This window comes from Streptomyces sp. NRRL S-37, from assembly GCF_000721605.1.
In the GTDB taxonomy this organism is placed as follows: Bacteria; Actinomycetota; Actinomycetes; order Streptomycetales; family Streptomycetaceae; genus Streptomyces.
The window spans coordinates 16,741-42,108 of record NZ_JOIZ01000034.1 but is presented as its reverse complement, the minus strand read 5'-3'; the positions used below and the strand labels follow the sequence as shown (position 1 = coordinate 42,108).

Sequence of the window (25,368 nt, the reverse complement as noted above, 5' to 3'; positions counted from 1 at the left end):
ACCGCCCCCTCACGGAACTCGGCGTCGTAGATGCGCTTCCTGGATGCCATGACCCCCAACTATCCCTCCGGTCACGGTCTCCACAGTAGGAGGGGAGATACAGGAAGCAGGGGCCACGCAACGGAGCCGACAGCCCGCAGCGCTGGGACGGGGTGTCGGACTACAAGTCCAACGGCTGCATCAAGCTCCACCCCCACCACATCGCCCAGCTGTTCAGCTACATGAACAAGCACGGGCGCGCCGCCCTGCTCACGGTGCGCTGATCCGCGCGCAGCCCACGGCACGGTTCACCGAACGCTCCGTCCCCGGAGGCCTCGACATCCGGGGACGGAACGTCTTGGGTTCGCCCACCTCACGTCCTGGCGCATCCTGACCGAGATCCGCACGAACGCCCGCCACGCGACCACCCTCCTGCGGGCCCTCCTCGTCCTCGCGGACACCGGGTCCAGAGGTGACCGACGATCACCCCCGCAGTGATCATGATGCTGACCGGCAGGAATCCGTCACTCCCAGACCACACCAGCCCCCGCGAACCGCGGAATCAGGATGAAACGGTCCCCTTGGTCGTCCGCGGTGTTCGCCGTACCTATCCAGTACCTGAGCGGCGAGCGTCGTCCAAGACGTCACGCAGTGCCCAGTAGGCGGGTTTCACCTCGTACGCCGCGTCCCAGGGAAGAGCGTTTCCCGGACTCGGGGGATAGTGCCGCAGGTCGGCCGTGGAGCCGTACTTGTCGGTGAAACCCCAGGTCGAGAACGAGGTGCAGTTGGGTTCTTCGACGCAGACCGCGAGTTTCCCCGCCAACTGGCGGGCCTGGATGTCCTCTTCGTCCTCGTCGACGAGGACGTCCGCCTCCGAGACCCGGGCCTTCAGGCCGAGCCCGGCCAGAGCCCGGACCTTGCGCCGGAAGACCTCGGGATCGGTACGGTCGCCGACGGCGTACTCGTGGTCCTGGAAACCGACGCCATCGATCGGAACGCCCCGCTCCTTCAACCGGATCAGCAGCGCGTAGAGGGCATCCCAGCGTGGACCGTCCTCCTCCACCCCGTACTCGTTGAGGTACAGCACCGCGTGCGGGTCGGCCTCGCGGGCCGCGTGGAAGGCGATGTCGATGTACTGCTCACCCATCGCTTCGAACCACAACTGCGGCCGCACGCCCCGGTTGCCGTTGGAGTAGTCCTCGTCCTCGTCGGACATGGGCTCGTTCACCACGTCCCATTCCGCCACCTTCCCCCGGAAGTGGCCCGCCACCGCGCGTATGTGCTCCACCATGACGCGCCTGCGCTGCTCGTGTGTCATCTCGGCGCGCATCCATGCGGGCAGGGCTTCGAACCAGACGAGGGTGTGGGCGTGCACCTTCATCCTGTTGGCCTCGGCGAAGTCCACCAAGACATCGCCTTCCGCGAACGCGAACACGCCGCGTCGAGGCTGGACGAACTGCGGCTTGAAGTCGTTCTCCGGCGTGAGCATGGAGAACTCCTCACCCGCCGTCCGGCGGTAGGCGCTGTCGGTCAGCAAGGGGCCCGCGGCCAGGGCGGTTCCCATACGGATCGGGCGTGGGAGAACCGCCGCCAGATCACGCATCGCATCGCTGGACCGGGGCACTCGCAGGCCAGGCGCGTCCACGACGGACATCCGGCCCCGTCCCAGTGACCGCGCGTGGAGATCGCTGAGGATCCAGCCCTTCCCGCGGGCTCCCGCATCCGCGCCGAACCAGATGCGGCCGCTGCCGAAGACGTCCCGCGCGGGAACGGTCCCCACGACCCTGCCGTCGGCCTCCAGCACAAGCCTGTCCGCGCGGACCTCGACGGCGAGGCGGACTTCGCGCCCCAGGCCGCTCCCGAAGGTCCGGGTCGCCGCGGGTCTGTCGGAGTCCCCGTCCCAGCGGTCGATCCGGAGCCTCCCGCCGACCACGCCGATGCGCACGCCGCGCCGTTCGTAGCGCCATTCGTCGTAGACGACCGGCGTCTCACCGTACAGATGCAGATAGGCATCCGTGTCATCCGTGCGCCGCAGGCCGGCTTCGATCCGGACATCCCCTCGGAACACCATGTGGGGACCGCGCAGGTTCACCGGTGGGTTCGGCTGTCCGCCGGTGCCGTCCTGGTGTGTGATGCGCCGGTCGAGGGGTGTGATCCGTACCCCTGTGTGCGTGGGCTTCCCGCCGGCGAAGTGAGCCCAGTCCCTGCCGTTCAGGAGGTCCTCCACAGGTCCCCCCGCGGGCGCGGAGGTGCCGGCACGGTCCCCCGAGACACCAGCGACCAAGGCACACGCGACCGCGATGACAGCGCTCTTCCGAAACCGCATGAACAGCAGCACTCCGTATCCTCAGCCCGTCCTCCGACGGCATCGCCGCCCTCGGCCACACCGTCGCCGAGCACCGCCCTCCCCAGCCGCGGCAGGAACGGCGCGCAGTCGATCGCGCCGCCCCGCTGTGACTGATCGTCATTGTTTCAGCTCGAAGACCTCCGGGGCCGGCTCGCCGACGCGGACTGGTACGAGGACGAGGGCTGCACCGCGTACGGGCCCACCTCCCGGCAGATCGAAGAACTCGAGGCGAGGGTGCGGAGACAGGAACGGTCCGGGTCAGCGGGCGTTGCTCCAGCCGCCTGTGCCGGCGGAGTACGAGTCGAGCAGGTCCACCACGAAGACCAGGGTCGAGCCCGCCGGTATCAACGGCGAGGGCGACTGGTTGCCGTAGCCGAGACGCGGGGGAACGACGATCTCACGCCGACCGCCGACCTTCATCCCCCTCAACCCCCGGTCCCAGCCCTTGATGACCCTGCCGCTGCCCAGGGCGAACTTGAACGGCTGGTCACGGTCCCAGGAGGAGTCGAACTCCTTCCCCGTCCCAAAGGTCACCCCGACGTAGTGGACCTTGACCACCGTGCCCGGCTTCACCTCGGCCCCGTCCCCGACGACCAGGTCCCGGACGGTCAGCTCGGCAGGCGCGGCACCCTCCGGGACGTCGACCTCGGGCTTCGTCAGTTCACTCATCGCAGTTCCGTCACTCTCCGTCGCAGACCCTCGTGCGGGCCGACCCGGCCCATGGACACTCCATGCGGCAGGGGATCACGCTAACGCGCATGCCGGTTTCCGGAGCGCACCGGATCAGCGGCCGCGCACGGCGGTCCGCCGCACGGCCGGCGCACGAGCCCCTGCCTCGCACAGAAGCCCAGGCGGGAAGCCTGCTCGGTACGGTGCACGATGTTCTGCGAGGTCTTCGACCGGGAGGCGTGCCCGTGTACGGTGAAGACCGCCCTTGACTTGCACAAAGCAGGCAGGGAGCCGTCTTTCGGGAGTCCGACATGCTGCGCACCATGTTCAAGTCCAAGATCTAGCCTTCGGGCGTTTCCGCAGGTCAGAGGCTTAATGGTCCCACTCGGGTCAGCAAACGGTCAGCGTCGGGCGCGGGAGCGCCCCAGCTTGCTGACCAGGCGACCGCCATGATGGGGAGTCCGTATCCGCCATGCCGTCGCCTCCCAGCAGCGATACTGGATGCATGGACACGACGATCACCGCACCCCGCGCCGAGGTGCTGCGGGACCGCTACCGCAGCCGACTGCCCGAGCGCTTGCAGGAGCTGGCCGGCCCCGTCGAGGGCAACGTGGACCTGCCGCTCCACATCGTCTGGTCCGGGCGGACGAGCTACAGCCTGGACCGTCCGAAGTCCCGCATGACGATCTACCGGACCGTCCTCGCCGAAGGACTGAGTGAGGACCTGGTGACCCTTCTGCACCACCGGCTGCTCACCGAGCAGTGGCCCGTGCTGCGGCGCCTGATCAGTCCCTACATCCGCGAGGTCTGGGAGGACGCCTTCCCCGAGCTGCTCCGTACCGATACGACCAGCGCGACCGCCGCGTGAAGCTCACTCCGCTCCACGAGCGTCTCCTCGCCGACATCCTCGACCTCGGCTCCCCCTACCCTCTGGTCCTCACTGGCGGATACGCCGTGCAGGCCCACGGTCTGGTCGACCGCTTCAGCCGTGACCTCGACGTCGCCACCGAGAACCCCGCCCCGATGCAGGAGATCGTCGCCTCACTCACAGCAGGGCTCAGCGCGCGCGGATGGCGGATCACGCATGTCCAGACCGATCCGCTCAGCGGCCGGTTCCTCGTCACCGATCCGGACACCGGCGAGGAGTGCGAGGTCGACGTTCTCAAGGAGGCGTTCTGGGCTCCGCCTGCCCAGACCCCCTACGGCCCCGTTCTTTCCCTCGACGACGTGATCGGCACCAAGGTCCGTGCCCTCGCCGACCGCGGCACCGTCCGCGACCTCATCGACGTCCAGGCCGCCTCCCGCCACCGCTCCACCGCCGATCTCGAATCCCTGGGTCGCCGTCGCGCCTACGACGAGTTCAGCCTCGAAGACCTCCGGGACCGGCTGATCGGCGCGGACTGGTATGAGGATGAGGACTACACCGCGTACGGGCTCACCTCCCGGCAGATCGAAGAACTCAAGGCGTGGGCGCTGGAGTGGGCGGAGGATCTGGGTGCGCGGATCCATGACGAGAACGCCTGAGAGGCGGTCGTCGCGTCCATCCCCTCTACCGCCGTTGCAACCAGAGGATGCGGTGTGGCCAGCAGGTTCCAACCCGGATTCGTCCACGGTGGGTGGCTGCCCTGCACGACGGATGTGCATGGCGGCCGCGCGATACCCCGCAGTGGACTCACGGCGAAACCGGGCTGCGGTAACGGTCAAACACTGCATCCCGCTCCCACTCCCAGGTCCAGTCCGGGCTTCAACGGTGGAACTCGGTAACGGCCACCTTGAAGAATTGGTCGGAAGGCTTCCGGCTGGATCCGCTGCCGTCCTTCGGGGCGGGTGAGCAAGACTATGCTCTGCATCGCCCGCTCCTACACCGTCACCGAGAGTCGAGGCCCACGCTGCTGGCCGTCATGTGGTTTGGTCGTCCGCCCAGAGGCCGTCTGGACGGAACTGTCGTCTCGGCGGTGCGTCAGCGAGACGAGCACGCGCAGGGTTCCTCGTTCTGCCCCGGCAACAGCCGCAGGGCGAAGACAGAGCCGTCGGCGTGGACGGAGACCGGACCGCCCCAGTCCTCGTCGAAGGTGAGGCGGGGGCGGACGTGGCGGCTCGCGTGGACGAGGGCGCGGTACTGCTCGATGTCGCCCCTGGCGAGAAGTCGGAAGACCCCCTCGTCCACACCGGAGAACGCCTCGACGCGGGGGCCGTTGAGGCGGAAGACGTGGTCGGTGCCGACGTACTCGTTGCCGAAGAGGGTGTGGGCGGCGTCCTGGATGCTCATGCTGGCCGCGTGTTCGAGACCGGTGAAGCGTTTGCGGCCCTGCCGGTCGGTCAGGTGGCGGGCGGTTGCGTGGCCCGAGCCGGTGAAGGTCATGAGGCCCGCTGCCGTGGTGTGGGCCAGGGTCTCCTGGAACCAGGCGTAGTCCTTCGGCTGCACGTGGCAGCCCCGTACGGGCTCCGGTGTCACCAGGCCCTCGGCCGGCGGGTGGATGTCCGGCATCACGTTCGCCTGGAACGGCGGGGCGTTCAGGTTCGCTTCCCGGCCCTCTGCCGGGGACAGCCGACCGCCACTGCCCGGCGCCTGGAGGGCGTGGACGGTCATTGTGCTGCCGTCTGTTGGGAGCTGCGTGCTGAACAGCAGGCTGGGGGTCTCGTTCCACGCGCCGATGTGGACCGCTTCGGCGTGGGCCGAGGCGGAGGCCAGTTGCTCGGCGGAGGTGGCGGATTCGCCGTGGTTGCCCTTGCAAGCGAGGGGGATGGCAAGGGACGGCTCGCCCGGCCGCCAGACCTCGGCGAAGTACTGCGGACGATAGCGGTACTTCACCTTCTCGCCCTTGTCCCTGCTGGTGAGGGCCCAGCCAGCGCGTAACGCCGTGTCGGCGGGGACGATCGTCACCGAATGGTCGGGGAAACGGCTGCGCAGCATGTGCTCGGTGAGCGTGAGCGCGAAGCCGATGCCGAGCTCGCCGGACTGCAGCGACTTGTAGTGGTCCGCGATGCGGTGGCCTTCGTCGGTGAGGCCGAGGAAGGAGTCCCGACCGCCGGCCAGGGCCTGGGTGTACTTGAGTGCGCCCCAGTGCTCCGCCAGCCCCCGGCCCGCACCACGCCACGACAGGGCAGTGGCCCGGGCGAGGGTGTGGAGCACGTCCCAGAGGGTCACTTCGAACTGCCGGGGCAGCTCCCTCGGCAGGATCGGGACGAGGGTGGGCTTCCGGCGGAGCGGCTCGTCCTCATTCTCCTTCCGCTTCTCGTCGTCCGCCGCGATGGCGGCCCTCACCTTCCCGACGAGCGCGTCGTCGGAGTTGACGGAGACGTTCGAGGGCTGGGTCAGGTCCTGGAGCACTTCCTCGGTCGGCTTCAACAGCTCTCCTTGACGGTGTGCGAGGGCGGTTCGCCATCGGCTGGACCGTACGGAGGGGAGGAGCGGCGCACACAAGTGCGCAGGGGCGCGTGACCTGGGCTTCGGCCCGGGCGGGCCGGTGTCGGCGCCTTGACCCCGCCTCGCTCGTGAGTTCCACGCTGTCAAGGAGCCCTGGACGGGCGGCAGGCAGCGAGCCGGCTTCCGGGGCGTCGACCGGCCTGATGGCAAGGGGCCGTGTTCCATGAACCGGAGTGCTGTCGGTGTTCGACAGGTCAGTGGTGCGTGGACGCACGTCGTCCGTGTGTACAGAGAGGGTTCCCACATGTTGATGGCTCATCAGGCAAGTCAGCATCCGGTCAGCATGAGTCGCCGGGCCTTCCCGAGGGACTTCCTGTACAGGAGCCGATGACGGAGCGAAAGCCCAGGCAGGAAGTCGTCTCGCCTGACCGGAGCGATGTTCTTCACAAACATCGAGTGGGGGTGTCGGTGTAAGGTCGAGAGGGCCCTTGACCTGCAAAAAGCAGGCAGGGAGCAAACAAAACAGGAGTTTGTCCATGCTGCGCACCATGTTCAAGTCCAAGATCCACCGCGCCACCGTCACCCAGGCCGACCTGCACTACGTGGGATCCGTGACGATCGACGCCGAGCTGCTCGATGCCGCCGATCTGCTGCCCGGTGAACTCGTGCACATCGTCGACATCACCAACGGGGCGCGGCTGGAGACGTACGTCATCGAGGGGGAGCGCGGGTCCGGGGTGATCGGGATCAACGGGGCCGCCGCCCATCTCGTCCAGCCCGGTGATCTGGTGATCATCATCAGTTACGCTCAGGTGACCGACGCCGAGGCGCGGGCGCTGGAACCCCGGGTGGTGCACGTGGACGGTGACAACCGCATCGTGTCCCTGGGGGCCGACCCGTCCGAACCGGTGCCGGGGTCGGACCAGGAGCGCAGCCCGGGGGCCGTCACCACGGCCTGACCGGCGCGGACCGAGGCAGGAGCGTGACGTGGCCATGGGTGACATCGAGATCCGTGACGACCGGGCGGCGGGCCGGCTCGAGGCGGTGGCGGACGGCGAAGTCGTCGGGCGGATCGAGTACTTCGTCCTCGACGCCCCCGAGCGCGCGCTCGTGCCGGTGCACACCGTCGTGGAGCCCGCCCACGAGGGCAAGGGCATCGCGGGCTCCCTCGCCCGCGAGCTCTACGCCGTCGCCGCCCGCGAGGACAGCGCCGTCGCCCCGCTCTGCCCGTACGTCGCCGCGTGGACCGAGCGCCACGCCGACGACGCTCCGGCGGCCGGGCCGGAGCTGATCCGGGCGGCGAAGGAGTGGCTGACGGCGCATCCCGAGCGGTTCTGAGGACCGTGCCCGCACCGCCGCACACCTCGCCCGTCCACGTGCCCGTCCTCGACGCGCCGCGCGACGAGGATCACCCCGGGCCGGAGTCGCGGCACCCCGTCGCCGAGGACGTGTCGGAGCGCACCCGCTCCGACGGCCACGCGGCGGCCCGCCTGTGCCACCCGGCCCCGCTCCGGTCACCCGGGCGGGTGACTGGAGCGGCGGCCGCCGGGTAGGCGGGGGAGTAGTCCAGAGCCGACGTCGACCGACAGGCCGGAGGACACGCGCCATGACGAACCCGTACCCGGACCCCGTTCCGCCGGGCCCCACACCGGGACCCACCCCCGGCCCGGACCCCTCGCACCCCGAGCCCTACCCGGACCCCACCCCTGTGCCCCCGCCGCCGGGACCGGGCCCGGAGCCGACCCCGCCCCCGCCGGGCCCGGGACCGCAGCCGCCCCCGCCGCACCCGGTTCCCCCCGAGCCGTCCCCCTCGCCGATCCCGCCGGGCCCCGAGCCGGTGCCGAACCCGGAACCCGGCCCGCCGCTGAGCTGACCGGACGCGGCACGGAACAGGGCGGTGGACGACCGAAGGCCGCCCACCGCCCTGTCCTGCGGGGTGTTACGCCGTCACCTCCGAGCGGTCCCCGCCCCACAGCGTGTGGAACGAGCCGTCGCGGTCCGTGCGCCGGTAGGTGTGCGCGCCGAAGTAGTCGCGCTGCCCCTGGGTGAGCGCGGCCGGCAGACGCTCCGCGCGCAGGGCGTCGTAGTAGGCGAGGGCCGCGGCGAAGCCGGGGGCCGGCACGCCCTGGCGGGTCGCCGCGATCAGCACCTCGCGCCAGTCGTCCTGGGCGTCGGCGATCTCCCGCGCGAACGTCTCGTCCGACAGCAGGCTGGGCAGGTCCGCGCGGGCGTCGTAGGCGGCGCGGATGCGGTCCAGGAAGGCCGCGCGGATGATGCAGCCGCCGCGCCAGATCGCGGAGACCGCGCCGAGGTCGATGTCCCAGCCGTACTCCTCGCTGCCGGCCGCGACCTCGTGGAAGCCCTGCGTGTACGACACGATCTTCGACGCGTACAGCGCCTGCTCCACCCGGTCGGCGAACGCCGCCGCCTCCGCCTCGCCCAGCGGCGCCGCCTTCGGACCGGCCAGGGAGCGCGACGCCTCGCGCAGCGCCGCGTGACCGGACAGGGAGCGCGCGAAGACGGCCTCGGCGATGCCGGACACCGGCACGCCCAGGTCGAGCGCGATCTGCACGGTCCAGCGGCCCGTGCCCTTCTGCTCCGCCTGGTCCACCACCACGTCCACGAACGGCTTGCCCGTGGCGGCGTCCACGTGCGACAGCACCTCGGCGGTGATCTCGATCAGGTAGGAGTCCAGCCGGCCGGTGTTCCAGGTGCGGAAGATCTCCGCGATCCGCGCGGGGGAGTACCCGGCGACATCGCGCAGCAGCTGGTACGCCTCACCGATCAGCTGCATGTCGGCGTACTCGATGCCGTTGTGCACCATCTTCACGAAGTGTCCGGCGCCGTCCGGGCCGACGTGCGTGACGCAGGGGGAGCCGTCCTTCGCCTTCGCGGAGATCTTCTCCAGCATCGGGCCGAGCGAGTCGTACGACTCCTTCGGGCCGCCCGGCATGATGCTCGGCCCGTTCAGCGCGCCCTCCTCGCCGCCGGAGACGCCCATGCCGACGAAGTGGATGCCCTGCTCCCGCAGCGCCTTCTCCCGGCGGCGGGTGTCCGCGAAGTGCGCGTTGCCGCCGTCGATGATCATGTCGCCGGGCTCCAGCAGGGGCGCGAACTCCTCGATCACGGCGTCCGTCGGCTCACCCGCCTTCACCATCACGACCAGCCGCCGCGGCCGCTCCAGCGCCGCCACGAACTCCTTGGCCGTTTCGGCCGCCACGAAGCTCCCCTCGTGCCCGAACTCCTCCACCAGCGCGTGCGTGCGTGCCGCCGTTCGGTTGTGCACCGCGACCGTGTAGCCGTTGCGGGCGAAGTTGCGCGCGAGGTTGCGGCCCATGACCGCGAGTCCCGTGACGCCGATCTGCGCTGAACTGCTCATTGGGGTGGCTCCTCATGAACGTGGTATCGGTACTGCCGGGGCCCGGTGCTGCCGGTCGGTGCCCGCCAGTCCTGCCGTCGACCATCCTGACGTGCCGCACTCGTGTGCGCACGCGCGGCTCGTCGTGACACTGCTCAGGCACATACGCGCGGATGCCCCTCGCGCACTCAGTGGGCGCACGCCCCCGCACGCCCCCGCGGACGGACACACCCGCCCGCGCACGCTCCCCACGGAGCACCAAGGGGGGCGCAACAGGCGAAAGCTACCGGCCACTTGGCGCATCCGTGCGGCCGATAGCCGTCTTGTCACGGCCAGTTCGCAACGCTTACTTTTGCCCCTCCTGACGCATTGTCGAGGGGGATTTCCATGGCCGTGCGCGGCCGGCACCGCCGGTATCAGCCGAACAGGATCAACCGGGCCTCGCTCACCGTCACCGCGGGCGGCGCCGGAATGGCGCTCCCGCTGCTGGGCGCCGGCTCCGCCCAGGCGGCCGACGTGGAGACCTGGGACAAGGTCGCCGCCTGCGAGTCCACCAACGACTGGGACATCAACACCGGCAACGGGTACTACGGCGGGCTCCAGTTCACCCGGTCGACCTGGGAGGCGTACGGCGGCACCCGGTACGCGCCGCGCGCGGATCTGGCCACCAAGGAGCAGCAGATCGCCGTCGCCGAGAAGGTCCTCGACGGACAGGGACCCGGCGCCTGGCCGGTGTGCTCGGTACGGGCCGGACTGACCCGGGGCGGCGACACCCCTGATATCCGGCCGGCCACCGACAAGCCGGACGGAAACGAGAAGAGCGGCAAGAACGGCAGGGGAGACAAGGGCGGTACGAAGTCCCGCGGGTCCTCCGTCGAGGACGTCGCACCGCAGACCACACCCCAGTCCCGCGCGGGCCGCGCCGAGATGTACACCGTCGTCCGCGGCGACACCCTCTCCGGCATCGCGTCGGGTGAACGGGTCGGCGGCGGCTGGCAGAGGCTGTACGACGCCAACCGCTCCACCATCGGCGGCGACCCCGACCTGATCGTTCCGGGCCAGCGGCTCGCCCTGCCCGACGGGACGACGAAGACGGCCGGGAAACCGGCCGGGCCGGACGGGGGGAAAGCCGGAAAAGCCGAGAAGGCCGAAAAGAAGACCGAGAGGAAAACCGAGAAGAAGACCGGGGAAAAGGCCGAGAGGAAGGCCTCCCCCCAGCGCACCGAGGACCGTGCGGACCGCGCCGCCAAGTCCACCGGCGGCCTGGTCGCCCCGGTCAGCGCCGCGCTCGGCACGCCGTACCACAAGGCCGGATCCGCCTGGTCGAAGGGCTACCACACGGGCGTCGACTTCCCCGTCCCCACCGGCACGGCCGTGAAGTCGGTCGGGGCCGGCACCGTCGTCAGCGCGGGCTGGGAGGGGTCGTTCGGCTACCAGGTGGTGGTCCGGCACGCCGACGGCCGCTACAGCCAGTACGCGCACCTGTCGGCGATCTCGGTGAAGAGCGGGCAGTCCGTCGGCGCGGGCCAGCGCATCGGCCGTTCCGGCTCGACCGGGAACAGCTCGGGCCCGCATCTGCACTTCGAGGTGCGGACGGGGCCCGGTTTCGGATCGGACATCGACCCGGTCGCCTACCTGAGGGCGGGCGGCGTCAGGATGTGACCCGCGTCCCGCGCCGGCCCGCCACCGCCACCACCGGCACGTACGGGCCGCCGTAGAAGGGCGCGTACGACACCAGCGGCACCGGGACGGGACCCGCGTCGTCCGGCGCGCCGCCCGGTGCCGGCACGGGGGCCGGCATCCGAACGTCCTCGGGGAGTTCGAGCGCGGCCAGCAGCCGCTCGGCGGGGTCGGGGGCCGGCAGCTCGCCGGCCCCCGCGGCAACTTCCCCGGGAGCGGGCTCCGGTACGGAGCCCTCCGCCGTCCGCGCCTCCTGGTGCTCGCGTGACAGCCGCTCCGTCGTCAGCAGGATCAGACCGCCGGCCGCCACCACGCCACAGCTCAGCGCGAGCGCCGTGCCCGTCGCGCCGTAACGGAAGGTCTCGCCGAACATCGTGATGCCGACCGCGGCCGCCACCACCGGGTTCACCACCGTCAGCGTGGCCAGCGGGGCCGCGAGGCCGGCGCCCCGGTAGGAGGCCTGGGAGAGCAGCATGCCGGCCGTGGCCAGGACGCCGATCACCGCCAGGGACGGTACGTCCGCCGCCGAGACCCCGCCGGTCCAGTCGACCGCGACGGTCTTGGTGAAGACGGAGGACATGCCGAACGCGACACCGGACGCGGTGGCCAGCAGGATGCTGCGCACCGCCGGATGCCGGTGCGCGGCGCGGGCCGCGGCCATCAGCGCCACGACCGCCCCGGCCGTCCCCAGCGCCGCCGCCACCCGCTGCGCGGTGTCCAGCGACCGCACGTCGGACGCGCCGACCAGGGAGAGCAGCCCCGCGAGGCCCACCGTCGCCATGACGGCGCCGCGCCACGCGGTCGCCCCGGCCTTCCGGCCGACGAACAGCGCGGCCATGGGCAGGGCGAAGACGATGGTCAGCGCGCCCAGGGGCTGGACGAGGCTGAGGGGGCCGTAGGCGAGCGCCACCACGTGGAGCAGTCCGCCGAGGCCGTTGAGCGCGACCGCCGCCCACCAGCCCGGCCGGCGCAGCGGCGCGTACTGCTGCGTGCCGGGCGAGGAGACCGCGACCTGCTCCTGCACGATCGCTCCCCCGGCGTACGCCACGGCGGAGACGAACGACAGCAGCACGGACAACGCGAGGGCGCTCATCGGCTGCTCCTCTGCGTGAGGCCGGGGCGCTGGGCCCGGCACGGCGAACGGTCGGCTTCCATAACCAACACGATGCCGTGTCAGAGTGTTCCCGTCGTCGTCCCTGAGCACTCAATGAGTCCTACTGCCGATGGAGTACGGCGGCGCCCCCGTCATCCCCAGGGTGGGTGCCCCGGGGTGGAGGGCCCCTGGTCCCGCCCCCTAGGGGCCTTGGTACTACTGCACGTCGTGGACCTCGACCCGTCTCTCACCGCCCTTCACCGCCTCGGTGGTTTCTTCGTCCTGCGCACGGCGGGAGCGGCCGACCGCCGCCTGCCCACACTCGCCCAGGCATACGAACCGCGGCCCCCGGATGTTCAGGACGACTTCCTGACCTCGCGGATCCACCGGGTCGCCGGCGCCCTGCGCACCCACGAGGCGAGGGTCGCCGCGTCGGTGGCCCAGCAGGGGCTCGCCGCCCGCCTGTGGTCCGTGGCCCTCGGCTCCGCCGCCCTGTACGGCGCCGTCCCCGACCTCGCCCCGTCGTTGCTGCGCTGGGACCCCGAGGGCAGCGCCCCCGACGACCTGTGGCTGACGGAGGTACGGCCGCTGCCCGGCGACGCGGCGACGATCGCGGAGCTGGTGCCGCACGGCCACCTCGAACCCCTCGCCGCGGCCCTGCGCTCCCGCCACCGCCTCGCACCGGGCCTGCTGCGCGGCAACGCCGCCTCCGCGCTCGTGGGCGCCGCCCGGGAACTGGACCGCTGGGGGCGCCGCCACGGCCGTACGGACGTCGCCGCCCGCGCCGTCTTCCTGGCGGCCGAACTCCTCGCGCACCCCCTGCTCACCGGGACCGGAACCCTCACGGGCACCGCCTTCCGGCGCCGTAGCTGCTGTCTGTACTACCGGGTGCCCGGCGGGGGCGTCTGCGGCGACTGCTGCCTCGTACGGCCGCCCCGCTCTTCCCCGCGCGCCCCGTCCGGGTGACCATGAAGGTCGACGTCCGCTCAGACAGGGGGTTCACGGGTGCGAGTGGGACTGCTGACACGGGAGTACCCCCCGGACGTGTACGGCGGCGCGGGAGTCCATGTGGAATTCCTCGCCCGGGAGCTGCGGCCGCTGGTGGACCTGGAGGTGCACTGCTGGGGCGAGGGCAAGGCGGACGGCGTGCTGCGCCACCGCCCCTGGTCCGCGCTCGACGGCGCCAACGACGCGCTGCGCACCTTCTCCGTGGACCTCGCCATGGCCGCCGCCCTCCAGGGCCGCGACCTCGTCCACTCCCACACCTGGTACGCCAACCTCGGCGGCCACCTCGCCAAGCTGCTGTACGGCGTCCCGCACGTGATGACCGCCCACTCCCTGGAGCCGCTGCGCCCCTGGAAGGCCGAGCAGCTCGGCGGCGGCTACGCCCTGTCGAGCTGGGCCGAGCGCACCGCCGTGGAGGCGGCCGACGGCGTGATCGCCGTCTCCGGCGCCATGCGCGACGACATCCTCGCCTCCTACCCGGCACTGGACCCCGCCCGGGTGCACGTCGTGCACAACGGCATCGACACGGACCTGTACCGTCCCGATCCCGGCACCGACGCGCTGGACCGGATCGGCCTCGACCGTTCCCGCCCGTACGTGCTGTTCGTCGGCCGGATCACCCGGCAGAAGGGCGTGCCCCAGCTGCTGCGGGCGGTGCGCGGCATCGACCCGGCCGCGCAGGTCGTGCTGTGCGCCGGCGCCCCGGACACGCCCGGGATCGACCGGGAGTTCCGCGAGCTGTACGAGGAGCTGAGCCGGGCCCGCGCGGGTGTGCACTGGATCCCGCGGATGCTGCCGCGGCCCGAGGTGATCCAGCTTCTGACGCACGCCGCCGTGTTCGTCTGCCCCTCGGTGTACGAGCCGCTCGGCATCGTCAACCTGGAGGCCATGGCGTGCGGCACCGCCGTGGTCGCCTCCCGGGTCGGCGGGATTCCCGAGGTCGTGGCGGACGGCGACACCGGGGTACTCGTGGACGCGGACGACGACTTCGAGGCGGGCCTCACACGGGCGCTCGACTTGGTCCTCGGCGACCCGGAGGCGGCACGGCGGATGGGAGAGGCGGGCCGGGAGCGCGCGGTCTCGGAGTTCGGCTGGGGCGCGGTGGCCCGCCGTACGGCCGGGCTCTACGAGGAGATCCTCGAACAGGCTTAGTCCCGCCCGTCCGGGGCAGTCTTGGGAAAATTCGGCGTGAGGGGAGCGGCCATGCGTCGTGGTGGTCCTTCGGTCCTGGGAATCGTGCTCGCGGGCGGCGAGGGCAAGCGCCTGATGCCCCTGACGGCGGACCGCGCCAAACCGGCGGTCACCTTCGGCGGCACCTACCGCCTGGTCGACTTCGTGCTGTCCAACCTGGTCAACGGTGACATCCGGCGCATCTGCGTGCTCACGCAGTACAAGTCGCACTCGCTGGACCGGCACATCACCACCACCTGGCGGATGTCCAGCCTGCTCGGCAACTACGTCACCCCGGTCCCCGCCCAGCAGCGCCTCGGCCCGCGCTGGTACCTGGGCAGCGCCGACGCGATCCTGCAGTCCCTGAACCTGATCTACGACGAACGGCCGGAGTACGTGGTCGTGTTCGGCGCCGACCACGTGTACCGCATGGACCCGCGCCAGATGCTCGCCCAGCACATCGAGAGCGGGGCCGGGGTCACGGTGGCGGGGATCAGGGTGCCGCGCTCGGAGTCCGCCTCCTTCGGCGTGATCACGCCGGGCTCGGACGGACGGTCCGTGGAGCGCTTCCTGGAGAAGCCCGCCGACCCGCCCGGACTGGCCGGCGACCCCGAGTGCGTGTTCGCCTCCATGGGGAACTACGTCTTCTCCACCAAGGCGCTCATCGAGGCCCTCCACCGGGACGCCGAGGACGAGGAGTCGGTGCACGACATGGGCGGTTCGATCCTGCCCCAGCTCACCGAGCGGGGCGAGGCCGCGCTGTACGACTTCAGCACCAACCACGTGCCCGGCGAGACCAGCCGCGACCAGGGCTACTGGCGGGACGTCGGCACGCTGGACGCGTACTTCGAGGCGCACATGGACCTGATCGCCGAGCGCCCCGCGTTCAACCTCTACAACCGGCAGTGGCCCATTTACACGCACTCCGGCCAGCTCTCCCCGGCCCGCTTCAACGCGGGCGGCATGGCGAGCGAGTCGATCATCAGCGCCGGCTGTCTGATCCGGGGCCAGGTCACCCGGTCCGTGCTGTCGCCGGGCGTGGTCGTCGATCCGGGGGCGGTGGTGCAGGGCTCGGTGCTGCACGACAACGTGCACATCGGGCGGGGCGCGGTGGTGCGCGGCGCGGTGCTCGACAAGAACGTGGAGGTGCCGCCGGGCGCCACGATCGGCGTCAACCCCGAGCGGGACGCGGAGCTGTACACGGTGTCCAAGGGCGGGGTGATCGCGCTCGGCAAGGGACAGCTCGTGCCGTAGTGACGCGAAGGAGGGCCCCGGTCGGCGTGCGTGACCACCGGGGCCTTTGTCATGTCCCTGGACTCGTGACGGAATCCGTGCTGTTATGCCACGTACTGTTCTTTGACAACGTTGTACTGACGAGTGCAACGCACAGAACAGAACATGCAGAGCCAGAGACACGTACTGAGCAGCGAGCCGTCTCCTTCCTCACCGACGGAGGTTCCGTGCGCACCAGACGACTCAGAAACCGATTCGCGCTTCTGCTGGCCGCTGCGCTGGGAGTCACCGGACTTACCGCCATCGGCCCGGCCGCGACCGCCGCGGAGGACGACCCGGCGGAGATCCACGGCCTGAAGGGCGAGTACTACACCCAGTCCGCCCCCGGCGCCTTCGACTTCCACGAGCTCAAGGCCACCGCCTTCGACTCCGACCTCGACTTCGACAACCTGGAGCCGCGCCTGAACCTCACCACCGGCCGGTCGGACGACGTCAGCGTCCGCTGGACCGGCAAGATCGTGCCGGAGAGGACCGGCGCCCACACCTTCTCGGTCAGCGCCGACAACGGCTTCCGCCTGTGGATCGACGGCGAGATCGCCATCGACCACTGGATCGACGACTGGGACCGCGAACAGACCGCCCAGCCCGTCGAGCTGACCGCCGGCCGCGCCCACGACATCAAGGTCGAGTACTTCGAGCACTACGGCGGCTCCAACTTCCACCTGCGCTGGACCGAGCCCGGCGGCACCAAGGAACCCGTACCGCAGTCCGCGTTCCGCCTCCCCGACGGCTTCGACTACGACGGCGCCCTCGCCGCCACCGTCCTCGCCTCCGGCCGCACCCTCAAGCTGGACTTCCCCCGGCCGCTCGCCGCGCCCCCGGCCGGATTCACCGACCACTTCGACGCGGTGATCGGCGGCGCCGACTGGCCCGTGACGTCGGCGAAGCCCGACCCGGCCGACCCGAAGGCGCTGCTCGTCACGCTCGCCGAGCCCGTCGTCGGCAACAAGACCGGCACGGCCCGCGGCAGCGCCGACATCCGCTACGACGGACAGGGCGGCCTGACCGCCGCCGACGGCGACCCCGTGGACGCCTTCCTGAGCAGCGGCCCCAACCGCTCCACCTACGAACTGAGCACCGAGTGGGCCGACGAGGTCGGCCCGGACAACGCCCTGCCCGAGTACCCGCGCCCGCAGCTCACCCGTGAGCAGTGGCGCAATCTGAACGGCCGCTGGCAGTTCGCCGCCGCCGAGGAGGGCGAGCAGCCGCCCGTCGGGAAGACGCTCAAGGAGCGCATCCTCGTCCCGTACCCGGTGGAGTCCCAGCTCTCCGGCCTCCAGCGGCACGAGGACCGCATGTGGTACCGCCGCACCTTCACCGTGCCCCGCGACTGGCGCATCGGCTCCGCCAAGCGGCTGAAGCTCAACTTCGGCGCCGTCGACTGGCGCTCCGAGGTGTACGTCAACAGCGTCAAGGTCGCCGACCACGAGGGCGGCTACGACAAGTTCAGCGCGGACGTCACCGACGCGCTGAAGCCCGGCCGCACCCAGGAACTCATCGTCGGCGTCTACGACCCGACCGACGCCGCCGACGCCGAGAACCCGCCGCTCGGCAAGCAGCGCCTGGACCCCAGCGGCATCTGGTACACCCCCAGCTCCGGCATCTGGCAGACCGTCTGGATGGAACCCGTCGCCCGCGACCACGTCGACTCCCTCAAGCTGATCCCGGACGTGCCCGGCGAGCGGCTCACCGTGGAGGCGAAGGGCGTCCGGGACGGCGTACCGGTCAGGGCGACCGCGTACGAGGGACGGCGCAAGGTCGCCACGGCCACCGGCCGCACCGGCGAGCCGCTCACCCTCAAGATCCACGACCCGCGCCTGTGGTCGCCCGACGACCCCTTCCTGTACCGGCTGAAGGTCACCGTCGGCGCCGACCGCGTCGGCAGCTACTTCGGCATGCGCTCCATCGCCGTCGAGAACATCGACGGCGTGCCGCGCACGGTCCTCAACGGCGAGCCCGTCTACCTGATGGCCACCCTCGACCAGGGCTTCTGGCCCGACGGACTGCACACCGCGCCCACCGACGAGGCCCTCGCCCACGACCTGAAGGCGCACAAGAAGCTCGGCTTCAACTCCGTGCGCAAGCACATCAAGGTCGAACCGGACCGCTGGTTCTACTGGGCCGACCGGCTCGGACTGCTGGTCTGGCAGGACATGCCCGCCATGACGGCGGGCAAGAACCCGGGCACCGAGGCCCGCGCCCGCTACGAGCGCGAGATGAAGCAGATGATCGACGAGCACATCAGCAGCCCGTCGATCGTCATGTGGGTCACCTTCAACGAGGGCTGGGGCCAGTACGACATCGGCCGGATCGCCGAACAGGCCAAGGCGTGGGACCCCAGCCGGCTGGTCAACAACCAGTCCGGGCTCAACCTGGGAGCCGACGGGAACGCCGGCGACATCATGGACGAGCACGGATACCCCAGCCCCGCGCTGCCGCCCCGCCCGGACGGGAAACGCGCCCTGGTCAGCGGCGAGTACGGCGGCCTCGGCCTCGCGGTGCCCGGACACGCCTGGTCCGTGCAGCAGAGTTACGTCGACGTGGACCCGGCGACCTACACCGACGACTACCTCACCAAGCTCGACGAGGTGCGCGCGCTGATGTGCCGGGGCGGCAACGGCGCCGTCTACACCCAGATCACGGACGTCGAGGGCGAGCTCAACGGTCTGCTCACCTACGACCGGCGCGTGATGAAGCCGGACGTGGCCCGGGTGAAGGCCGCCCACGAGGCCCTGATCCGGGACGCCTCCCGGGCACAGCCCGCGGGCTGCCCGACCGCGGAGGGCGCCGCGCGATGAACCGTTCCGCCGGAGGGTTGCGCCCGTCCGGGTGGCGTCCGTCACCCATGAGGCGCTGATCGCGCCGCACCAGCCCCCTCCGTCACTCCCGTCTTCGCCCCTTCCGCCGCACCGGCGAGAGGGGCGAAGACGTCACATGCTGTTAACTATGTGTAGCCAGATCGTACTTGACCGTAATCGGCCGGGAGCGATTGACTGCTGATCCGTTCCCGTCGTCGACGCGAGGCCCCGCCCATGACCGCAGATCCGCTCGCCCCTCTCGACCTGGCGTTCTGGAACATCGAGTCCGCCGGTCATCCCATGCACCTCGCGGCGCTCGGCGTCTTCTCCGCGGGCTCGCCCTCCGCGGCGGCCCACGCGGCCGACCTGCTGGCGTCCCGCGCCGCCGCCGTGCCGGGGCTGCGCATGCGCATCCGCGACACCTGGGAGCCGCTCACCCTGCGGCGCCCGCTGGCGGCGCTGCGCCGCGCCTGGCCGGCGCCCGGCGAGCCCCTGGCCGCCGCGCTGCGGCAGCCGCTCGCCTCCGCCCTGCGCCGCTCGCTCGCCTTCGGCGGCGCCGCCCGCGAACCCGACCCCGGCTTCGACCCCCTCGACCACGTACGGCTGCACCCCCCGGCCGCCGACTTCCACGCCGCCGCCGGACGCCTCATGGGACGCCCGCTGCGACGCACCCGGCCGCCCTGGGAGGCCCATGTGCTGCCGGGGGAGGACGGCACCTCCTTCGCCGTCCTGTTCAAGTTCCACCACGCGCTCGCCGACGGGCTGCGCGCCCTCACCCTCGCCGCCGCGCTGATGGACCCGATGGACCTCCCCACGCCCCGGCCCCGCCCCGCCGAGCCCCCGCGCGGGCTCCTCCCGGACGTGCGCGAGGTGCCCGGCCTCGTGCGGGAGGCCCTGTCCGACGCCGGCCGGGCCCTGGACATCGGCGCCGCCGTCGCCCGCTCCACCCTCGACGTGCGCTCCTCACCCGCGCTGACCTGCGCGTCCAGCGGCACCCGCCGCACCGCCGGCGCGGTCGTCGACCTCGACGACGTGCACCGGATCCGCAAGAGCGCCGGCGGCACCGTCAACGACGTACTGATCGCGGTCGTCGCGGGCGCCCTGCGCCGCTGGCTCGACGAGCGCGGCGACGGCAGCGAGGGCGTCGTGCCCCGCGCCCTCATCCCCGTCTCCCGGCGCCGGCCGCGCACCGCGCACCCCCAGGGCAACCGGCTCTCCGGGTACGTGACACAGCTCCCCGTCGACCAGCGGGACCCGCTCGTGCGGCTCGCGCTGGTGCGCACCGCCATGGACCGCAACAAGGACGCCGGCCCGCACCGGGGCGCGGGCGCCGTCGCCCTGCTCGCCGAGCATGTGCCGCCGCTCGGCCACCGGCTCGGCGGACCGCTGCTCGGCCAGGCGGCCCGGCTCTGGTTCGACATCCTGGTCACCAGCGTGCCGCTGCCCGGCTTCGGCCTGCGGCTCGGCGGCGACCCGCTCGGCGCCGTCTTCCCGCTCGCGCCGCTGGCCCCCGGCCACTCCCTCGCGGTCGCGGTCTCCACCTACAAGGGGCGCGTCCACTACGGCCTGGTCGCCGACGGCGCGGCCGTCCCGGACCTCGACCGGCTGGCCCGCGCGCTGACCGAGGAGGTGACGGCGCTGACCGCCGTCTGCGACCGCTGACGTATCCGGTTTGGTGCCACGGCCCGCCGCTGAAGTAAAATCCGCCGTTCGAACAGCGTGCGCGAACGGAGCGCCGCGAGAAGCGAAGCGGGAAACGGCAGCGGCGATGACGGTGACACAGGACGGCCCCGAGGCCATGGACGCGGTGGCGCACGGGCCCGGCATCGACCCGGAGCGGCTGGCCGTCTGCCTCGACGTGCTGCGGGAACTCGACGAACTCGACGTCGACCACCCGGACGCGATCCTGGTCCGCCGGGCCACCTCGCACATCTACCGCACGGTCAAGCAGCGCCGCCGCCAGGAGCGCCGGGCCGCCAAGACCGCCCACGACAAGGCCGTCACGGAGGCCACCGCCACCGGCTCCGCCGAGCGCATCGACGACGAGACCGAGGGCATCCTGCCGTCCTCCCGCGTCGAGCCCGGCAGGATCGCGGGGATACTCCAGCGCCCCCGCTCCTGCTACACCTGCAAGACCCGCTACACCGAGGTCGACTACTTCTACCACCAGCTCTGCCCGAAGTGCGCCGCCGAGAACCGCGCCCGGCGCGACGCCCGCGCCGACCTCACCGGCAAGCGGGCGCTGCTCACCGGCGGACGTGCCAAGATCGGCATGTACATCGCGCTGCGGCTGCTGCGCGACGGCGCCCACACCACGATCACCACCCGCTTCCCCAAGGACGCCATCCGCCGCTTCACGGCCATGGACGACTCCGCGGAGTGGATGCACCGCCTGGAGGTCGTCGGCATCGACCTGCGCGACCCCGCCCAGGCCGTCGCGCTGGCCGACCGGGTCGCCGAGCAGGGCCCGCTCGACATCCTGATCAACAACGCCACCCAGACCGTACGCCGGCTGCCGTCCGCGTACGCCGCGCTCGTCGAGGGCGAGGGCGCGCCGCTGCCGGCCGGTGAGCTGCCCGCCCACCACGTCATCGGCGCCTTCAACTCCGGCGCGGTCGACGGACTGGCCGCGCTGCCCGTCGGCGTCAGCGGACTCGAGGCGCAGAAGGTGGCCGACCTCGCCCTGGTCGCGGGCAACGCCAGCGTGGTCCGGCACCGTGAGGGCACCGCCATCGACGCGGGCGGCCTGCTCCCCGACGTCGTCGACACCAACACCTGGGTCCAGACCATCGAGCAGATCTCCCCGGTGGAGCTGCTGGAGACCCAGCTCTGCAACTACACGGCGCCGTTCATCCTGATCAGCAAGCTGCGTCCGGCGATGGCCGAGGCCGCGCGCCGGGCGTCCGCGGGGCGCGCGTACGTCGTCAACGTCTCCGCGATGGAAGGGGTGTTCGACCGCGGCTACAAGGGCGCGGGCCACCCCAACACCAACGCCGCCAAGGCGGCCATGAACATGGTGACGCGGACCAGCGCGCAGGAGATGTTCGACACCGACCGCATCCTGATGACCTCGGTCGACACCGGCTGGATCACCGACGAGCGCCCGCACTTCGACAAGCTGCGCCTCGCCGACGCCGGTTTCCACGCCCCGCTCGACCTGGTCGACGGCGCGGCCCGCGTCTACGACCCCATCGTGCGCGGCGAGGCGGGCGAGGACCTGTACGGCGTCTTCCTGAAGGACTACGCGCCCGGCCGGTGGTGAGGGCGGGCCGCCGGTCGGTCGGCGGCGGACCACGTCGCGTACCGGCCGGCGGGACCTGAACCGCACCCCCGGCCACGCGGCCCGGTCGAAAACGCCGACGCCGCTGTACCGCGAACGGGTGACCACAGTCGGTCACGCTCATCCGGAAATAGGAGTACATTCCGTTCTATTCGGTACCGTCCGACGCGAGATCGTTACCGTCGGTTTTGAGCCCCATCGAGCGAGGGGCCGCTCATTTGGTTACTCTGATCCGGACGGACAGCAGTTCAGGGTTCCACCCGCACCCACGGTCCGTCATGGGACCAGCCGGTTCACCACGGCCCGCTCTCCCTCGAGTCGCCGACGCCACCGCGTCCGAACGGTTTTCCCACAGACCCGAGCGGACGCCGGGCGCCAGGCCCAGGGCCGGCGCGGTACGTCCCGAGGGTGACCGACACATAAGGAGTGCGCGGTGACACCGGAGCAGACGAAAAGCGATCAGCGCCCCGAGGAACGCACGGAACGCGCCGCCCGCCGGCCGGGGGAGCTCGGCATTCTCGACGTGTGGGCCCGTTCGGCCCCGATCCGCCTCGCGGGCTACGAGGACGACCTCGCCGAGCCCCACATCCTCCCCAGCGTCGACTGACGGCACGTGCGGGCGGGCGCGCCCCGTCGCTACGGCCGGGCGTAGGGCCGGGTCATGATCTCCATGTTGTGGCCGTCCGGGTCGTCGAAGTAGGCGCCGCGTCCGCCGAAGAGGTCGTTGACCCGGCCGGGCTCGGTGTGGCCCGGGTCCGCGTAGTAGGTGATCCCGGCCGCCTCCAGGCGCGCGATCATGGCGTCGAACCGCTCCTCGGGCACCAGGAACGCGTAGTGCTGGCCCTGGACCGGCTCGTCCCGCTTCTCGTAGTAGTCGAGGGTCACGCCGTTGCCCAGGTCGACCGGCAGGAACGGGCCGAACGGGGCGCCGACCTCCAGTCCCAGTATCCCGGCGAGGAACTCGGCGGAGTACCGGCGGTCGCTGGCGTAGACGGCGGTGTGGTTCAACTGGACATGCTGTACTGCGGACATGGCTGGATTCGTCTCCGGTGTCGGTTTCGGTGAGGGAAGAGAACACGCGGAGAAGAGGCGGGCCACGGGCGCGCGCGAGCGGGGGCGCGCCCCGCACCGGCCTCACGCCGAGGCCGGGAGCGCCTCACATGAATGGCCCACGGCCGACCCGGCAGTCACCCGGCCGACCCTAGCCCCCTGCGGCCGATCACCGCAATGCCGTCGCGGTCAGGCCGGGGTGTGCCCGTCCCCGCCGTGGCGCGCGGTCGACTCGTTCTCCTGGGCGAGCCGGCGCAGGGCCATCAGCGCCGGTTCCAGGAGGAAGGTCAGCAGCACCGCCCGCTCGGCCTTCTCCAGCGGGTCCGTGACCGTCTCCAGGTGGTCGAGGTCGTACCGGGCCGTCCGTTCCGCGAGCTCGGCATAGGGGAGGAGCGCTTCCCAGTCGTACGCGACGTCCAGTGAGCGCAGGGTCCGCAGCGTCTCGTCGATGACCCGCCGGGCCGGGTTCCGGGCGGAGACCGACCAGCCCATCGCGTCGACCAGGGCGGCGGCCTCGGGGTTCGCCTCGGTGAGGTCCTCGTCCTCGGCCGGTGCGCCGTCGTCGGGCGGCCGGATGCCGAAGGCGATGCCGAGCAACTCGTGCGTGTCGCCCCGGTGTTCGGTCATGGCGTCCAGGACCTGCTTGGCCGAGGCGACGGACAGGCCCCGTACCCCCGTCAGCGCGCGGATCAGGCGGAGTCTTCTGAGGTGGATCTCGTCGTACTCGGCCTGGGTCGCCGCGGTCGCCCGGCCGGGCGGCAGCAGCCCCTCACGCAGGTAGTACTTGATCGTCGCGTTGGGCACCCCGCTGCGGCGGCTGAGTTCCGAGATTCTCACGTGCTTTCCCCTTCTCCCTTTTGCATTGGGTAGTGGCACTGTCTAATATGGATAGCGTCACTACCCAACCATGGAGGCGAGACTACCGTGCCTACTCTTCCCTGGGTCACGCCGAACCCGGTGGGCCCCGACACCACCCACGCCTTCGTCATGGCCTCCCGCTTCGAGGTGCGGTCGCTGAAGGACGTCCCGCGCTTCTTCCGGAAGTCCCTCTCCGCCTGGGGCCAGGTCCGCAAGGCGCCCGGCGCCCTCGGCGCCTCCCTGGAAGCCCGGCCGTTCGGCAAGGTCTTCTACACGCTGTCCGCGTGGGAGAGCCGGGACGCGCTCTACACCTATGCCCGGACCGAACCGCACAAGAGCGTCATGACCGGCATGCGCGAGACGATGCGCGACTCGACGTTCACCTTCTGGGAGGTGCCCGTCGACGGGCTGCCGGTCGACTGGGACGACGCCAAGCGCCGCCTGGAGGCCCAGGCGCGGGCACAGGCCGGTGCCCCGGACGGACACGGCGTCGCCCACTGAACGGCGGCCCGGTGCGGGCGGGCGGTCGCCGGGGTCCGTACCCCCGGTGACCACCCGCCCGCACCTTTGTCCACCTCCGGAAGCCGGGCCGGGCCTGACCGGCTCAGTCCTCCAGGCGGGCGCGCAGCCACTCCTCCACCGCGCCCACGTGCGCGGCCGCCGCCGCCCGCGCCGCCTCCGGGTCGCGGGCGGCCAGGGCGCGGTGGATCGCGGCGTGCTCGCGCCGGGTGCGGGCGAAGGCGCCCTCCTCCTGGTACCCGCGCCGGACCCGGGCCCGGAAGGTGCGCGAGGACAGGCTCTCCAGGATCGCGGCCGTCGTCCCGTTGCCGGCGGCCGCCGCGATCTCGCGGTGGAAAGCCAGGTCGTGGGCGAGGATCTCCTCCGGATCGTCGGTGGCGTTCATCGCCGCCAGATGCTTTTCGACCTCGGCCAGCCGGTCCGGGGTGATCCGGGCGGCGGCCAGGGCGGTCGCGTGCGACTCCAGGACGCGGCGCACCTCCAGCAGCTCGACCAGTTGCCGCCCCCGGGACAGGTCCGCCACCACCCCGAACGTCTCCAGCAGGTCCCCGGCCTCCAGCCGGGTGACGTAGATGCCCGAGCCGTGCCGGGCCTCGACCACCCCCAGCACCGTGAGCGCGCGGATCGCCTCCCGCATCGAACTGCGGGAGATGCCCAGCCGGACGGCGAGCTCCCGCTCGGTGGGCAGCCGCTCACCGGGCTCCAGTTCACCCTCGCGGATCATCGCCGTGATCCGCTCGATGGCGCGCTGCGTCACCGTGCCCTTCTGCGGGGCCGTCTCCTCCACGCACTCCTCCACTCACCGGATGCGCCGCAGTCTAACGACGGAAATGGTCGGACCACATTCGGCGGAAAGACGGGTTCGGTGCGTCCGGAGGGTGTTCCCATCGGTGAGTGGTCTG

The 25,368-nt window shown here is 71.5% G+C and carries 22 protein-coding genes; 14 read left to right on the top strand and 8 right to left on the bottom strand.

Annotated elements, in window-relative coordinates; all coding sequences use genetic code 11:
- Window positions 1-586: 586 nt before the first annotated feature.
- Entirely contained in the window at window positions 587-2,050 is a 1,464-nt protein-coding gene (locus tag IH50_RS0134610) for an endo-1,4-beta-xylanase (RefSeq protein ID WP_234328307.1), read from the bottom strand.
- Window positions 2,051-2,584: 534 nt separating this feature from the next.
- Complete coding sequence (locus IH50_RS0134605) at window positions 2,585-2,995, bottom strand: FKBP-type peptidyl-prolyl cis-trans isomerase (protein ID WP_037873434.1); 411 nt, start codon at window positions 2,993-2,995, stop codon at window positions 2,585-2,587.
- A gap of 505 nt (window positions 2,996-3,500) precedes the next feature.
- Between IH50_RS0134605 and IH50_RS0134600 the strand changes: the two genes are divergently transcribed.
- Both IH50_RS0134600 and IH50_RS0134595 read left to right on the top strand, forming a co-directional pair.
- Window positions 3,501-3,863, top strand: coding sequence for a hypothetical protein (locus IH50_RS0134600; protein WP_030871679.1), 363 nt, complete (start codon window positions 3,501-3,503; stop codon window positions 3,861-3,863).
- Complete coding sequence (locus tag IH50_RS0134595; protein ID WP_030871677.1) at window positions 3,860-4,519, top strand: nucleotidyl transferase AbiEii/AbiGii toxin family protein; 660 nt, start codon at window positions 3,860-3,862, stop codon at window positions 4,517-4,519. Before IH50_RS0134600 ends, IH50_RS0134595 begins: the two co-directional genes overlap by 4 nt.
- A gap of 436 nt (window positions 4,520-4,955) precedes the next feature.
- On the opposite strand, the gene IH50_RS0134590 is transcribed toward IH50_RS0134595, so the two are convergent.
- On the bottom strand, window positions 4,956-6,344 hold the full coding sequence (locus IH50_RS0134590) for a hypothetical protein (protein ID WP_037873433.1): 1,389 nt from the start codon (window positions 6,342-6,344) through the stop codon (window positions 4,956-4,958).
- Window positions 6,345-6,898: 554 nt separating this feature from the next.
- Between IH50_RS0134590 and panD the strand changes: the two genes are divergently transcribed.
- Genes panD through IH50_RS0134575 form a run of 3 tightly spaced genes read left to right on the top strand, consistent with a single transcriptional unit; the run spans window position 6,899 to window position 7,915 of the window.
- Window positions 6,899-7,321, top strand: a complete 423-nt coding sequence (panD, locus tag IH50_RS0134585) for an aspartate 1-decarboxylase (RefSeq protein ID WP_030871672.1) — start codon at window positions 6,899-6,901, stop codon at window positions 7,319-7,321.
- Window positions 7,322-7,349: 28 nt separating this feature from the next.
- On the top strand, window positions 7,350-7,700 hold the full coding sequence (locus tag IH50_RS0134580) for a GNAT family N-acetyltransferase (protein WP_324617162.1): 351 nt from the start codon (window positions 7,350-7,352) through the stop codon (window positions 7,698-7,700).
- 5 nt (window positions 7,701-7,705) lie between these two features.
- On the top strand, window positions 7,706-7,915 hold the full coding sequence (locus IH50_RS0134575) for a hypothetical protein (protein WP_030871667.1): 210 nt from the start codon (window positions 7,706-7,708) through the stop codon (window positions 7,913-7,915).
- Between the two features lie 386 nt (window positions 7,916-8,301).
- Here the strand turns inward: IH50_RS0134575 and gndA are convergent, their stop codons facing one another.
- Window positions 8,302-9,741: an NADP-dependent phosphogluconate dehydrogenase gene (gene gndA / locus IH50_RS0134570; protein ID WP_030871664.1), complete on the bottom strand. Its 1,440-nt coding sequence runs from the start codon at window positions 9,739-9,741 to the stop codon at window positions 8,302-8,304.
- 366 nt (window positions 9,742-10,107) lie between these two features.
- Between gndA and IH50_RS0134565 the strand changes: the two genes are divergently transcribed.
- On the top strand, window positions 10,108-11,382 hold the full coding sequence (locus tag IH50_RS0134565) for a transglycosylase family protein (RefSeq protein ID WP_030871661.1): 1,275 nt from the start codon (window positions 10,108-10,110) through the stop codon (window positions 11,380-11,382).
- On the opposite strand, the gene IH50_RS0134560 is transcribed toward IH50_RS0134565, so the two are convergent.
- The gene (locus IH50_RS0134560; protein ID WP_030871658.1) at window positions 11,372-12,493 is read right to left on the bottom strand and encodes a DMT family transporter; all 1,122 of its coding nucleotides are present in this window, start codon (window positions 12,491-12,493) and stop codon (window positions 11,372-11,374) included. The genes IH50_RS0134565 and IH50_RS0134560 overlap by 11 nt on opposite strands.
- A gap of 210 nt (window positions 12,494-12,703) precedes the next feature.
- Here IH50_RS0134560 and IH50_RS0134555 point away from each other — a divergent pair, with 210 nt between their 5' ends.
- The 7 genes from IH50_RS0134555 to IH50_RS41345 all read left to right on the top strand — a co-directional run bounded on the left by IH50_RS0134555 (window position 12,704) and on the right by IH50_RS41345 (window position 22,646).
- On the top strand, window positions 12,704-13,459 hold the full coding sequence (locus tag IH50_RS0134555) for a (2Fe-2S)-binding protein (RefSeq protein WP_234328306.1): 756 nt from the start codon (window positions 12,704-12,706) through the stop codon (window positions 13,457-13,459).
- Window positions 13,460-13,498: 39 nt separating this feature from the next.
- A complete protein-coding gene (glgA, locus tag IH50_RS0134550; protein WP_030871653.1) occupies window positions 13,499-14,650 on the top strand; it encodes a glycogen synthase in 1,152 nt (383 codons plus the stop codon).
- A gap of 51 nt (window positions 14,651-14,701) precedes the next feature.
- The gene (gene glgC, locus IH50_RS0134545) at window positions 14,702-15,922 is read left to right on the top strand and encodes a glucose-1-phosphate adenylyltransferase (protein ID WP_030871650.1); all 1,221 of its coding nucleotides are present in this window, start codon (window positions 14,702-14,704) and stop codon (window positions 15,920-15,922) included.
- Between the two features lie 206 nt (window positions 15,923-16,128).
- On the top strand, window positions 16,129-18,759 hold the full coding sequence (locus tag IH50_RS0134540) for a glycoside hydrolase family 2 (protein WP_030871646.1): 2,631 nt from the start codon (window positions 16,129-16,131) through the stop codon (window positions 18,757-18,759).
- Window positions 18,760-18,993: 234 nt separating this feature from the next.
- Window positions 18,994-20,421 (top strand): wax ester/triacylglycerol synthase family O-acyltransferase, encoded by a 1,428-nt coding sequence (locus tag IH50_RS0134535; RefSeq protein ID WP_030871644.1) that lies wholly within the window; start codon window positions 18,994-18,996, stop codon window positions 20,419-20,421.
- A 106-nt stretch (window positions 20,422-20,527) separates the two neighbouring features.
- The gene (locus IH50_RS0134530) at window positions 20,528-22,021 is read left to right on the top strand and encodes an SDR family NAD(P)-dependent oxidoreductase (RefSeq protein WP_030871642.1); all 1,494 of its coding nucleotides are present in this window, start codon (window positions 20,528-20,530) and stop codon (window positions 22,019-22,021) included.
- A gap of 451 nt (window positions 22,022-22,472) precedes the next feature.
- Window positions 22,473-22,646, top strand: coding sequence for a hypothetical protein (locus IH50_RS41345; RefSeq protein WP_107062220.1), 174 nt, complete (start codon window positions 22,473-22,475; stop codon window positions 22,644-22,646).
- Window positions 22,647-22,675: 29 nt separating this feature from the next.
- Here the strand turns inward: IH50_RS41345 and IH50_RS0134520 are convergent, their stop codons facing one another.
- Both IH50_RS0134520 and IH50_RS0134515 read right to left on the bottom strand, forming a co-directional pair.
- The gene (locus IH50_RS0134520; protein WP_030871639.1) at window positions 22,676-23,071 is read right to left on the bottom strand and encodes a VOC family protein; all 396 of its coding nucleotides are present in this window, start codon (window positions 23,069-23,071) and stop codon (window positions 22,676-22,678) included.
- A 207-nt stretch (window positions 23,072-23,278) separates the two neighbouring features.
- The gene (locus tag IH50_RS0134515) at window positions 23,279-23,926 is read right to left on the bottom strand and encodes a MerR family transcriptional regulator (RefSeq protein WP_030871637.1); all 648 of its coding nucleotides are present in this window, start codon (window positions 23,924-23,926) and stop codon (window positions 23,279-23,281) included.
- A gap of 87 nt (window positions 23,927-24,013) precedes the next feature.
- Between IH50_RS0134515 and IH50_RS0134510 the strand changes: the two genes are divergently transcribed.
- Entirely contained in the window at window positions 24,014-24,448 is a 435-nt protein-coding gene (locus IH50_RS0134510; protein ID WP_030871635.1) for a DUF3291 domain-containing protein, read from the top strand.
- A 103-nt stretch (window positions 24,449-24,551) separates the two neighbouring features.
- Here IH50_RS0134510 and IH50_RS0134505 read toward each other — a convergent pair whose 3' ends face one another.
- Window positions 24,552-25,253 carry a FadR/GntR family transcriptional regulator gene (locus IH50_RS0134505; RefSeq protein ID WP_030871632.1) on the bottom strand — a complete coding sequence of 234 codons (702 nt, stop codon included), beginning with the start codon at window positions 25,251-25,253 and terminating at the stop codon, window positions 24,552-24,554.
- Between the last annotated feature and the right edge of the window lie 115 nt (window positions 25,254-25,368).

Excerpts from the sequence above, each read along its gene's own strand:
- IH50_RS0134600 (WP_030871679.1), top strand. The coding sequence starts at position 3,501 with ATGGACACGACGATCACCGCACCCCGCGCCGAGGTGCTGCGGGACCGC.
- IH50_RS0134610 (WP_234328307.1), bottom strand. The coding sequence starts at position 2,050 with ATGGTGTTCCGAGGGGATGTCCGGATCGAAGCCGGCCTGCGGCGCACG.
- panD (WP_030871672.1), top strand. The coding sequence starts at position 6,899 with ATGCTGCGCACCATGTTCAAGTCCAAGATCCACCGCGCCACCGTCACC.
- IH50_RS0134530 (WP_030871642.1), top strand. The coding sequence starts at position 20,528 with ATGACGGTGACACAGGACGGCCCCGAGGCCATGGACGCGGTGGCGCAC.
- IH50_RS0134535 (WP_030871644.1), top strand. The coding sequence starts at position 18,994 with ATGACCGCAGATCCGCTCGCCCCTCTCGACCTGGCGTTCTGGAACATC.
- IH50_RS0134520 (WP_030871639.1), bottom strand. The coding sequence starts at position 23,071 with ATGTCCGCAGTACAGCATGTCCAGTTGAACCACACCGCCGTCTACGCC.
- IH50_RS0134565 (WP_030871661.1), top strand. The coding sequence starts at position 10,108 with ATGGCCGTGCGCGGCCGGCACCGCCGGTATCAGCCGAACAGGATCAAC.
- glgC (WP_030871650.1), top strand. The coding sequence starts at position 14,702 with ATGCGTCGTGGTGGTCCTTCGGTCCTGGGAATCGTGCTCGCGGGCGGC.
- IH50_RS0134560 (WP_030871658.1), bottom strand. The coding sequence starts at position 12,493 with ATGAGCGCCCTCGCGTTGTCCGTGCTGCTGTCGTTCGTCTCCGCCGTG.
- gndA (WP_030871664.1), bottom strand. The coding sequence starts at position 9,741 with ATGAGCAGTTCAGCGCAGATCGGCGTCACGGGACTCGCGGTCATGGGC.
- IH50_RS0134605 (WP_037873434.1), bottom strand. The coding sequence starts at position 2,995 with ATGAGTGAACTGACGAAGCCCGAGGTCGACGTCCCGGAGGGTGCCGCG.